This is a genomic window from Mesonia profundi, assembly GCF_031085155.1.
In the GTDB taxonomy this organism is placed as follows: domain Bacteria; phylum Bacteroidota; class Bacteroidia; order Flavobacteriales; family Flavobacteriaceae; genus Mesonia; species Mesonia profundi.
In genome coordinates, this window is the sequence record NZ_JAVHUL010000037.1 from 1 (window position 1) to 12,487 (window position 12,487).

At 36.0% G+C, this 12,487-nt stretch carries 10 protein-coding genes; 4 read left to right on the forward strand and 6 right to left on the reverse strand.

All coding sequences use genetic code 11. The features are described from left to right. From RBU60_RS11910 to RBU60_RS11920, 3 genes are all read left to right on the forward strand, one after another. The coding region (locus RBU60_RS11910) for a chloride channel protein (RefSeq protein WP_308865277.1) at positions 1–420 on the forward strand (420 nt) is incomplete at its 5' end. Next, on the forward strand, positions 417–761 hold the full coding sequence (locus RBU60_RS11915; protein ID WP_308865278.1) for a DUF190 domain-containing protein: 345 nt from the start codon (positions 417–419) through the stop codon (positions 759–761). The genes RBU60_RS11910 and RBU60_RS11915, both read left to right, overlap by 4 nt. A gap of 426 nt (positions 762–1,187) precedes the next feature. Next, positions 1,188–1,775, forward strand: coding sequence for a hypothetical protein (locus tag RBU60_RS11920; protein ID WP_308865279.1), 588 nt, complete (start codon positions 1,188–1,190; stop codon positions 1,773–1,775). 329 nt (positions 1,776–2,104) lie between these two features. Here the strand turns inward: RBU60_RS11920 and RBU60_RS11925 are convergent, their stop codons facing one another. Further along, the gene (locus RBU60_RS11925) at positions 2,105–2,503 is read right to left on the reverse strand and encodes a hypothetical protein (protein WP_308865280.1); all 399 of its coding nucleotides are present in this window, start codon (positions 2,501–2,503) and stop codon (positions 2,105–2,107) included. Between the two features lie 316 nt (positions 2,504–2,819). Then, positions 2,820–3,314 (reverse strand): hypothetical protein, encoded by a 495-nt coding sequence (locus RBU60_RS11930; RefSeq protein ID WP_308865281.1) that lies wholly within the window; start codon positions 3,312–3,314, stop codon positions 2,820–2,822. A gap of 387 nt (positions 3,315–3,701) precedes the next feature. Here RBU60_RS11930 and RBU60_RS11935 point away from each other — a divergent pair, with 387 nt between their 5' ends. Continuing rightward, positions 3,702–5,510 (forward strand): hypothetical protein, encoded by a 1,809-nt coding sequence (locus RBU60_RS11935; protein WP_308865282.1) that lies wholly within the window; start codon positions 3,702–3,704, stop codon positions 5,508–5,510. Between the two features lie 75 nt (positions 5,511–5,585). On the opposite strand, the gene RBU60_RS11940 is transcribed toward RBU60_RS11935, so the two are convergent. The 4 genes from RBU60_RS11940 to RBU60_RS11955 form a co-directional block, all read right to left on the reverse strand. Further along, positions 5,586–7,643 (reverse strand): acetate--CoA ligase family protein, encoded by a 2,058-nt coding sequence (locus tag RBU60_RS11940; RefSeq protein ID WP_308865283.1) that lies wholly within the window; start codon positions 7,641–7,643, stop codon positions 5,586–5,588. A 148-nt stretch (positions 7,644–7,791) separates the two neighbouring features. Then, entirely contained in the window at positions 7,792–9,651 is a 1,860-nt protein-coding gene (locus tag RBU60_RS11945) for a PLP-dependent aminotransferase family protein (RefSeq protein ID WP_308865284.1), read from the reverse strand. Positions 9,652–9,731: 80 nt separating this feature from the next. Then, positions 9,732–11,468, reverse strand: coding sequence for an efflux RND transporter periplasmic adaptor subunit (locus RBU60_RS11950; protein ID WP_308865285.1), 1,737 nt, complete (start codon positions 11,466–11,468; stop codon positions 9,732–9,734). 527 nt (positions 11,469–11,995) lie between these two features. Further along, the gene (locus tag RBU60_RS11955) at positions 11,996–12,475 is read right to left on the reverse strand and encodes a DUF305 domain-containing protein (protein ID WP_407660205.1); all 480 of its coding nucleotides are present in this window, start codon (positions 12,473–12,475) and stop codon (positions 11,996–11,998) included. Positions 12,476–12,487 lie beyond the last annotated feature (12 nt).

The window sequence follows — 12,487 nt, forward strand, 5'->3', positions numbered from 1 at the left end:
TATAACTTCAATTACTGTCATGATTTGGATTTTATCCCAAATATAGGATATTTGCCGCAATGTAGGAAATTACCCTTTAAAGGGGGAGAAGTAACGCCTCTATTTTTTATTGGCGCCACTCTAGGAAATGTGTTAATCTGGTTTATCCCTCTTCCCATGGGACTTTTGGCCGGAATGGGATTTGTGGCTGTTTTTGCCGGTGCCACAAATACACCCATCGCTTGTACCGTCATGGGAATTGAACTTTTCGGAATAGAGTCGGGGGTTTTTATTGCATTGGCTTGTTGTACAGCTTATCTATTTTCTGGTCATTCTGGCGTGTATTCTTCCCAAATAATTGGAAGTCCAAAACACAATTTATTTATACGAGAGAAGGGGTTGCCTTTATCTGATATTAAAACTAAAAGAACAAGCTCATGAAAGATCTTATAACAATACGGATTTACTTTGAATATGGTCAAAAAATCAATAATCAATCTTTTTGGAAAAAGATATATGCTTCAGATTTCTCAACGGAATTAATGAAAAGAGCAAAATCCTCTAACTTAGAACAGGTGCTGCATCTAAATGTAATTAAAGGATATCTGGATCATCAGAAAATTAACTGGGGAACAAACGAAATCCGTCATTATAAACATCCTCACCTTATTGAAATAACAGATTCGGAAGCTAACATAAATCAGTTTCTCGAGAAGGAAAAAGAGCTGCTAGAAGAAACCAAAGTATTGATGGTTAAAAATGAAGTTTTAATTTTTCATTGAGTTTCTAGTCTAGCAGAAAAAGACAAGTCAAATAAATTATCTAGTACAGCCCATCTTAATAAAGTGGGAATTTATGTGATTTGTCAACTTTTGATTGCTTTAAGGAAGCTATATTATTTTATTGAACCGAATCTATCACACTCCCACACGTCATCATTTGCTCCCCATAATTAAGGTTTCTGATATTTTTTCGGTACTCAGCCAAACCGCGCCTTTATTATTATTGGCCGTGGGGCATTTTTGAAATTAAAATGCCGGGTTGGCTTTTTCAACATTCATGACTGATGGAATTATATTCTCGTTTAGAATTACAAAATGCTCCCGTTGGTTTTCAAGAATGATAAACCATAAATCTAGAATTTAGAGAAAGTTTTTATTATCTCTCAAATTTACGTATCTTAAGACTTAATTTTAAAAAGCTTACCTATGAAAAAACTACTGACGCTCTTCGTTTTTGCATTTGCATTTTCCGCATTTTCACAAGGAGATATTTCATCAAAAAAGATGCAGATAGAAGTAGCAGTTTTAGCTGCACCCGAAATGTATCAAAAAGAGGCAACTGTACTTGGATATAATGAAGAAGGAAAACTTATAACCTTACGCCAAGGAAGCAATGGGATGGTTTGTTTGGGAGACGATCCAAATAAAGAGGGCATACATGTGGCTTGTTATGCTACAGAATTGGAACCTTTTATGGCTCGTGGCCGAGAGTTGGCTGCTGAAGGAAAATCTAACCTAGAAAAACGTGAAATCCGAAAGAATGAAATAGATGCTGGAACGTTAAAAATGCCAGCCGAACCTTCTATGGTTTACGTTTTAACAGGAAAAGAAAATGGCTATAGTGCTAAAACGGGAGAACTGGAAGGTAGTAAAATTCGATACGTACTTTATAAACCTTATATGACTGGTGAAAGTACCGGTCTTCCTACAAAACCTGAAGCTGCAGGAATGCCTTGGTTAATGGACGCGGGCACGCATCGTTCGCATATCATGATTACGCCAGTTAGTAAATAGTTTGATGTTGTCTTAATCAACAGAGACAAGACTGAACTATGTAAAATAAAATGAAGAGAATGATTATGATTCATACATCGATTCTTAGAATAAGTATTCTGAGGTGTAAATAAGAATTAGAATACGTTCTATAAAAACTGCCTACATAAGAGTTGATGCAACTTTATGTAGGCAGTTTTGTTTTAACAATGATTTCCTCTTTAGTAAAATAGATAATGAAAGCTTCTATAAGAGAAAATTTAGAAATATGGTTGACGGAAATAATAGGTATAGGTTTTGTATCAGCTTTTTAACACCTTAAATGGAAAAAATCAATAGATCAATTCCACCTATTTTTTTGTTCTTTTATACACTAGTCCTGCAAATACGAGGGTAAATAAAATTCTAAAAATCATAGCCTTTACCGTGCGACTTTCAAAGAGACCACCGGTGTGTATATGGAAATAAAGAATAAAGAAGGCAAAAGAAAGTAGCAGAGCGATGGATAGCATAGCCCAAAAAGGCCATTTTTTTGATTTTACAAAACCATAGGCTACTATTAAATACATGAAGCCAGCAACCAAATTTGTCTCTACGATAAACAGCACATAATTTCCATGTTTTGCACGAATGTCGAACCAATCGAAGAGCACAGAGCTGCTCATAAAAATGGTGATAAGTGCAAAAGCGATTAATACAGTTGCGATGAGGTATTTGAAAATTCGAGTCTTTTTATTCACTTTCTTCATGTGCTAAGTAGATTTTTAGTACTTCGATTTTTAAAAAATTCTGGTGAACTTAATTCTCTCACATCCTATCTTAGTTTTCTCTTGCAAGATAGTTGCAAGCAATCTTTAATTCTCTTTTATTGCGGAATTGTGCTATCACAGCAACTTCTTCCGCAGATAAAATATCGTAAAAGGTAGTTTTCCCTGCGTCATCGAATCTTTCGAAATAAAAACGCATCCGTTTACAAGTCCTACGAAATTTCGAAAACCGCTTCCACTTTCTTGTAGAAATTAGGAGTAGTACGCAGGGAAATACCCATTATTTATTCAGTTTTAATTATTGAAAATAAGTGTAATAGCCTTCCAAATTTTCTTTAATGCTTTCTTTAATTTTGGCTCCTTCATCGGTACTTGAAATCTTTCCTAAAGCATTAATTTTCTCTATAAGTGGATGAAGAAAAACATGTAGATTGTCGTGCGAAGGACCTTTCATAGTACATTTTTTTACTACAAAGTTTTTTGTTTCATTTAAATCTGCCGCTAGGCTATGGTACTCTTTTACCGATTCTGTTTGGCTAGATTTTACAAGACTTAACATTTTATCAACGCCTTCTGTCGTTTCCAAATTGGCATCCCATTTATCACCTTCGTCCAATTTTATCTCCTCTACCCAAGCATTGTTCATAGAATGAGATTCTGCGGCCATTTCTTTTGTATGGTCTTTTTCGGTAACTTCAGTAGCTTCCTCTGTAGTTTTGCTTTCATTTTTATTGTCATTACAACTTATTAAAAGTGCTGAAATGATAGCAGTAGTTAGAATTGTTTTTTTCATAATCTTTGATTTTTTAATATATTGAATTGGTTTTTAATAGTTTATTGTAAATTTATTCCGAAGAAATAGGCGATGATCTTGTTATTTCCACTCTATTTCTTCTCGTATAAAAACTACTTTTTTAACATCTGTAGGCAACCTTAAAGATACGTATTCTTCTGCACCTTTAAGTAGAACCTTAGCAGTTTAAGTTGCTGTGATTTCTAATGGTTTAAAATATTTTTTCTGAATTATTACTGGAAATCTTGTAGCAGTTTTAATTATGATGAACAACAAGAATAGATTTATTTTCATCTCAAAAATTTATTTAATAAGGATGATTTAAATCATATTTCGGCGAAATGATATTTTCAATCTTTACATCATAGAACCTTAATTTTATAATACATGCAAACTCAAACGTCTAATATACATAGCTTTCATATTCCTGTAATGGGAATCGCCTACACCATTGACTCTCCCATAAAAGTTGCTCACTTCGGAATAAATTCTGTGCTTTCTATTATTGAAGACAATTTGATAGAAGTAATGCGAAAACATTATTATCAACAAACCGAAGAAACGTATACTCCTATTGGCATAAAAGAGGAGCATTTTAGATCGCGTCGCATCACAGATTATCTCAATTTGATGCAACGAATTGTAAACTCAAAAATGGAAAAGCTGAAGACTTCTGCTTTTGAAACGGGTTCAGATATTGTGAAATACTTTGAGATGCTTCCAGAGAGTAGCACGCTAAAAGAGAAATACCACGAATGGTTTTCTTTATCTGATTCCGAAGAAAAAGAAAAAGCCGAAAAATACTTAAGAGAAAGCATGCTGCTGGGCTCTATAGAGGTTAATATTATGACCAAAGTAGATAAAGAGCAGTTAGATAAAAATAAGCAACCTATAGAAAATGGATCGGATGCAGTTACGGCTTTAAAGGGCTATGCAGAATGCGATTTAAGTAATTCTTCTGTAGTTCTTTCCGCAGGAATGAATCCGCGTTTGTATAATTATATGGAAGAATTCACAGCTTTTGATGCCTACGAATGGGGTGGTTTTCATAAGAAAGTAATTATTAAAGTAAGTGATTATCGTTCGGCATTAATTCAAGGCAAATACTTGGCAAAAAAGGGTATTTGGGTAAGTGAATTCCGAATTGAATCTGGACTCAACTGCGGTGGTCATGTTTTTGCTACGCAAGGTTTGCTTATGGGACCAATTCTTCAGGAATTTAAAGAGAAAAAGCAAGAGCTAAAAAATAGCATTTTTGAACTCTATAATCCGGCAATTATCGCAAAAGGACAGACAGGTTTTTCTAATCCTCATCCTATTAAAATTACGGTTCAAGGCGGAATTGGAACTAGCGAAGAAGACCTTTTATTGCAAAACTATTATGAAGTGGACGGCACGGGATGGGGAACCCCATTTTTACTATGTCCAGAAGCTACCACTGTAGATGAAAATACCTTAGATTTATTAGCAAAATCTAAAGAAAATGATGTGGTGCGCAGCAAAGCTTCTCCCTTGGGTGTGGAGTTTAATTACCTAAAAGGAACTACTGCCGAAAAAGAGCGTTTGGATAGAATTGAAAGCGAAAAACCCGGCAGTCCTTGTACAGAAAAGCTTTTAGAATCTAATACGGAATTTACCAAAACCCCTATATGTACGGCTTCTAGAAAATACCAAAAGTTGAAATTAGAACAATTGAAAACGCTAGATCTAACTGAAGTAGAATATACGCGACAAGTGGATGACGTTTTAAGCAAAGAGTGTCTTTGTGTTGGTTTGAGTAATGCGGCGCCTATAAGTTATGAAGCTCCTTTTCTAAAAAAATTAACTGCGGTTACCATTTGCCCAGGTCCAAATATTGTTAATTTCTCTAAAATTAGCAGCCTTCAAGAAATGACCAACCATATTTATGGTCGAAAGGATAACATGCAAAATCCCAATAGAGCTTCTATGTTTGTCACAGAATTGAAACTTTATATTGATTTTCTGAAAAAAGAAATCCAAAGGTCTTACAAAGCATCTCCCCGCGATTTTAAAAACTGGAAAAAGTTTAGTGAGAATCTTTTAGATGGGGTAGAGCACTATCGTGAAATGGCGACAAATTATGTGATAAAAAATAGAATTCAATTGGAAGAGGATTTAAAAGAAGCTCAACATGAAATTCTTGATATACAGAAAAGTTTATTGAAAACCGCTTAGTAAAATACTAAAGTCAAGTAAACAAGCTAAGAATCCACGTTCATGAAGTTTTATTTCTATGAACGTGGATTCTTTTTATTTTCCAATTCGTATTCGCGCATCCACCGCAGTAATGGCGCGTTGCGTTCCAATTAATGGATTAATATCCATTTCCAAAATTTCTGGAGCCGCTTCTACCAAGGCAGAAAGCCGTTGAATGATTTCTATAAAAATGGCTTCATTTGCGCCTTTTTTTCCTCTTGCACCTTGAATAAGTTGGTATCCTCTTAGTGAATGCACCATTTCTTTAGCTTCAGATTTTGAAATGGGACTTAATCCTGCGGAAACATCATTTAGCACTTCAATAAAAATTCCGCCTAGACCACACAAAATCGTGTGCTTAAAGCCAGTTTCTTTTATAACGCCAACAAACAATTCTAGTCCTACCAATTGTGGCTGTACCATAATGGCCGTTGTAGATTCGATATTCATTAGGATATCAAAAGTTTCTGCCGCTTCTTCCTTATTAGCAATATTCATCACTACTCCCATCGCATCCGATTTGTGAAGAGGGCCGACCACTTTCATCACCACAGGAAAATCCATAGTTCCCATAGCGGCGAATAATTTTTCTTTTGAATTTTCTACTATTTCTAGAACCCGCGGAATTCTAGCAGCATCTAACAAATCGACAGTTTGAGAAGTGGAAAGATATCCTTCGGAAGCAGAATCAATTACGTTCCTAATTTTTTTAGTATCTATTTCTAATACCGAAATTTCCTCGGGCATAGGTTCAGGCGTATTGAAAACTTGAGCAAGAGCTTTACCTAAAACAACTTCATCGGGAAAATGGATGTGGCCTTTCTTCAAAAAAGATTGAATTTCTCGTTGTGCATTTACAACCGATGGTAATACGGGGAAAATGGGTTTGTTACATATTTCAAGTTTTACACTTAAGACATTGTAAACATTCTCTACATCAAACAGCCCGGCGCTTCCAAATACCACGACCATCGCATCTATGTGATCAAATTTATGTTCGCAATAATCGATAATAATTCCTAACTGTTCCGCAGTTCCTGTCGCTAAGAAATCTATAGGATTGGCAATGGAAGAGCCAGGATATAGAAAAGATTTTAGTTTATCTGCATCGGGACCAGCTATTTCGGGAACTTTAAGTCCGCCTTTAGAAAGTTGATCGGCCAACATTACGGCAGAGCCTCCAGCGTGCGTAATGATAGCAATATTTTTTCCTTGTAATTTTTTATAATTGAAAATTGCTGCAACACTCAAAAGTTGCTCTCTACTACTACAATATACGATTCCTGCTTTGTTAAATAATGCACGCACCGTCATGTCGCTGCTTGCAATTGCTCCCGTATGTGAAGTGGCCGCGCGACTTCCTTCTGCAGTACTTCCCGCTTTAATAGCAGCAATTTTAGCACCTTTTTTAATAAGGGAAGAAGCGTGTTTTAAAAGTTTTTCAGGATCGGAAATAGTTTCTAAGTAGAGCAGTTTCACTAAAGGATCTACTTCTGGATCAAAATGAAGGTCCATATATTCCAAAATATCCTCTGCGCTGGTTTGTGCGGCATTTCCCGTGGAAAAAACATTAGCAAAGGAAACGCCTAATGCCATTCCGGCTTCCATAATAAAGACCGCCGTAGCACCAGAACCCGAAATAAGATCGCAGCCTTTTGGTTGGAAAGGAGGAACGGGAGCTGTAAAAACTCCCTTGTAATTTTTGGTAATAACACCAATACAATTGGGACCAATTAAACAACCGTCTACGCTGTTCACGGTTTTTTCTATTTCTTGTTCCCACATTTTGCCTTCTTCTCCTGCTTCTGCAAAACCTGCGGAAATAATAATAAAAGCTTTCGTGTTCTTTTCTTCTGCTAAAATTTTGATAGTTTCTGGGCAATATTTCGCTGGAATAGCCAGAATTGCTAAGTCCGTTTTAGGAATCTCATGGACAGAAGTATAGCTTTTAATATGTTGAACCTTTTCCTCTTTCGGATTTATGACGTTTAATTCTCCCTTAAAACCACCCGAAATTATATTTTTCAGCATATTGCCTCCAGGTTTCTTGATGTCGTTGGAAGCGCCTATGACTACTATACTTTCAGGTTGTAGAAGTTGTTTATTGATCATAACTATTAAAAATTATAGAAACACAATAGTAATAAGATACTTTTATTTTAAAGCTAACAATTGTCATACTTCAGGCCGTTTTATTGCCTTATATCAAGTTTAGCGTATAAAATATGACCATTAGTTTATGTTTACTGTCTCCCAATACTTAAATACTTTTTACAAATTGCAAAAAGACTTTTTTATGAAGTTCAAGATCTAAATGAGGAGAAACTGACACCCGAACAATATAATCTTTGTCACCTTCCTTAGTAGTTCCTTGAGTAGAAGTGGCAGGGACGGTCCAATAGCATCCATTTAACTGCCCGTAGCTCACACAAAATTTGCTTTCCTGCGGAATTTCAGAAATCATTAAATTGATTAGTTTAAGATTTAAGGCTCTTTTATAAGCTTCCTTTTCTTCATCAGTTTTCCCTTTGGTGGGTAGGTCTAATGAAAATACAGATGGCGTAAAGCCTTGTTTTGCTAATTCTTCTGAAACAAAATTAATTTTTGCTGTTGGTAAAGTTTCGTGGATAAAATTTACAAATTCACGTGTGTTAGTATACGCATCAGCAATTCTCTGCTTCATAGAAGGCATTTGCTTGGCCAATATTTCATATTGAAGCGAGGTGGCTTCATTATCGCAAAGTTCTAGATGCTTTTCTATATGGTTCATAAGCCCTTCCGTATGTGTATTTCCCACGCAATAGCCGGCAGTACATTTTCCGCCACTAGGAAATTTTGATCCACTAACATAAGAAATGGTTCCCACTGCGGAAAGTATTTCCCCTTCTCCTAGAAAGTGATAATTTGGGCAAAACGTTTGATCTAAAATAAAAACGGGAGGTATAGCAATCTCGTCTGTTCCAGTTTTACGTTCTGCACTTAGAACCTCTTTTAACTTTTTAAGATTAGGAACTTCTACTCTAGGATTGGTAGGAATTTCAGCAATAATATAAGGAACGGCATCTTCCTTAGCTATTTTATCTAAAATAGAGTCAATACTTTTAACCATATCGTTATCTCCATCCACTGGCAAATCCACCACTTCCACATGATCTAAACAAGCAGCAACGCGTCGCGCCTGATCGTTAGTCCCACCGTAACAATTTGGCGGAACAATAAATTTAATAGCTTTTCCTTTATGATTCTCTATGGCATCGTTAACGAGCCCCATCATAATTGCATATTGTATAGATAGTCCACAAGAAGCAACTAATGCTTTTGTTTTAGATCCAGTAATGTCGGCGATAGAAGCTAAAACTTGTGCTTTATCTGTCTCTCTTTTATGTTTATCGGTTTTACTATTTTCAATTTCGAGAGAAGATTTATCCAAAAATAATTTTAGGGCAGTAAGAGAGTCAGCAGGAGTCATGGCAATGGTTTCTCTCCTTCGCACATGTTGAATGTCTGAAATGTAATGTTGATTCTGCGCTCCATTGACTAGTAAAATACTTCCGAGTTGATCTTGGAGACTGATAAAAAAATCAATGTGAGAATTAAGATCAATACTATCCATTTCATCATTTTGCGAGATAAAAATACTGCTGCCTTCAAACGCGGAAATATCTTCTGGTTTTTCCACTTTTTTTAGCTCAAATTGATAACCATAAACGCGTTGTACTAAATCCACATCAAAACCCTTTGGGATTTCATCTTTATAAAGAATTTGTGTGCTTTTATGTTCTAATGAATTTTTTCTTAGAATCGCTAAAATTGGAATCGTTTTAGAGGAAAAACTAATGACATTTTCTGGATCTAACTGATGCAAGTTAGCAATTGCCCATTCTAGAATACAAGATAGGGGATGGCCTAATCGTATATAGTCGTAGGCAGTGGGTAATTTATTTAAAGCAGATGTTTCTGAGTTATAATCCTCATATAAATTTTCAAATTGTTCTAAAAAATCAGTTTTAGCCAACTCTTCCTTATAGATATCTAGTCGATGTGTAGTTAAATCTAACCAGTCAGATGGCATATTTTTTAGGACATCGTTTAGATAATCTACTATTTTATTTTCCTTCATAATTTTAATCTTTTGAGAGGCCGATAATATACATGATCTAGTCTTTTTAGTTTTATAATTTTTCAAAAACTTATGCTAAACTATGGTACTTTTACTGCATTTCCCAAAGCCGAATCAATCACACTTCCACAAGTGAGCATCGCCTCCCCGTAATACGGATTCAGAATATCTTTCTCGGTACTCAACCACATGCCGCCATTATTGTTATTTGCCATAGGACATTTTTGAACGTAAAAAACTGGGTCAGCTTTTTCAACATTCATCGCGATTGGAATTATATTTTCGTTTAGAATTACAAAATGATCTCGTTGCTTTTCTAGATCGTCACTTTGAGCAATGGCTTCTAGCATTTCCAAGGTTTTACTTATATGAGATTGCTCCATTTTTCCTAATTCGTCTGTTTTTAAAGACTTCAATGCGCTTAATGTCGCTTTCGCGGAAGCAGAAACTTGAGCGGCATCGCTAGCAACAAAAGCATCTTTCATTTCAAGATAGGGAGGGAGAATTTCTATGAATTTCTTCTGAAAGCTAGCTGAAAGATTAATTTCCATATCAAGCATTTTTTCTGCCGATTTATCTTCTTTCTCCTGATTCATCATAGACTTTTTGCCTTGCAATTGTGCTGCGGCATCAACTGTAAAAGTTCCGTTCGTTACGATTTCGTCTCCGTTTGTTAATCCGTCTTTAATCACATAATTTTCTCCAGTACGAGCACCAATCGAAACTTCTCTCATCTCAAAAACGGGAGAATTGGGATTGGTTTTTATGTAAACCAAAGATCGCTCTCCCGTCCACATGACCGCGCTTGAAGGAACAGAAATTCTTTCGCTTGCTTTTTCTGTAGACCCTTCCAGTTTTCCAGTGACAAACATTCCTGGTTTAAATAAATTATCTGTGTTTTTAAGCGTTGCTCTTACCGTTACCGTGCGGGTCGCATTATTGAGTAAAGGATCAATAAAGGAAACCACCGCATCAAATTCTTTATTAGGATATGCATTAGCCATTATTTTAATTTTTTGCCCTTCTTGTAATCCTGAAATCTGATTTTCATAGGCATCAAATTGTGCCCAAACCGAATTGAGATTACTCACTTTTAAAATAGGCTGCCCTTGTTTTACGTAATCGCCTTCTCTTGCCATTACTTCTGAAACCGTTCCAGAAACCGTTGCATAAATAGGGAAATTTTCTCGTGCTTTACCAGAAGATTCAATGGCGTTGATTTGACTTTCTGAAAGTTTCCAATTCTTCAATTTATTACGCACGGCTTTGTACAATGCGGGTTGTGATTCTTTTAAGGAAGCTGCAGTAAGTAATTCTTGTTGAGCAGCAACGAGATTAGGCGCATAAATGCTAGCCAATAACTGACCCCGTTTTACTTGCTGACCTTTGTAATTGAGATTTAAATTCTCTATACGTCCGTCAAAATAACTGGCTTGCACCGAGTTATTTTCTTCATTCGCAGCTATTTTCCCTGAAAGAGAGAGCATACCATTATCATTAGCACTTGAAGAAGAACCTACAACTGTCGTTTGAATATTTGCCAACGCCATGGCGTTCTCTGTCATTTTAATCTCATTCATCGCAAGACCTTCAGCTCCAGATTCGGCTTCAATTAAATCCATCCCGCAAATAGGACAGTCGCCCGGTTCTTCTTGCATAATTTGGGGATGCATGGAGCAGGTCCACATTTGTTCGACAGTTTCAACAGTTTCGTCATGTTTAGAAGTTGTGGTATTGTCTTCCGAAGTTCCAAAAAACAAGTAGCCTAAAAGGATTCCTCCAATAAGTATGATACTATAAATGATGTATTTTTTCATTTTATTCTTTTTTTACACGTACAAAGATCTTTTTTGTAGCGATTCTTTTAATCTAATTTTTACCTAATTAATAAATTATCACATCGGCACATTCTAAATCAACACATTCTCAAATTAACACATTGCCACATTTTCACATCAGCACATTAACCCGGGCGCTTCGATACAATTTTCTTTGGAAAATCACTCAGCGACCTAGAGTTATTTTCAAATTAACGCATCTAATTTTTGCGCTAGGGATAGCAGTGAAAATCCTTTTTTGTTCGATTCCTGAGTGATGCTCTTCAAGAGCATTGTATCGAAGGAGGAGCACAAAAAAGATTGCAACGCATAGCCCGCTCGAGCGCCCAACTCATTTCACTTGTTGAATTTCTCATATTGAAACATTTTCAAATTATCACATCATCATATTAACCCGGGCGCTTCGATACAATTTTCTTTGAAAAATCACTCAGCGGCCTGATTTCATTATCAAATTTTCAAATCAACACATTCTCAAATTGATACATTTTCAAATTAAATTACATCTACTTTTCCGCTTCCAATCGCTTAATCATTTGTTTCATTTCTTCAATTTCCTTTTTTTGAGCTTTGATGATGTCATTGGCTAATTTTTTAACTTCGGGGTCTTGGATATCTGCTCGCTCGCTCGTTAAAATCGCAATCGAGTGGTGTGGGATCATTGCTCTCATCCACAGTACGTCTCCAACGATGGGGGCTTGAGCGCGCACCAATCCTAAAGCGCTTACAAATAGCGCGATGCTGCCAATGACTATAGCGATATTCTTCTTTTTATTCTGATACATAGTTCGCATCGCTACAAACATAATGATGGCCATTGCCGAGATGCCCAAACAGGTCATATAGAAACGCGTCAAGCTAAAATAAACGTGATCGATGGCATAGGTATTTAAATACATCGTGATGTACATCGCCACGAAGGATGCTACCAACATTCCTATAAATTTGGTGTATTGATTTTTCTTCATTTTGCTATTTTGTTCCATCTTTTTTGAATT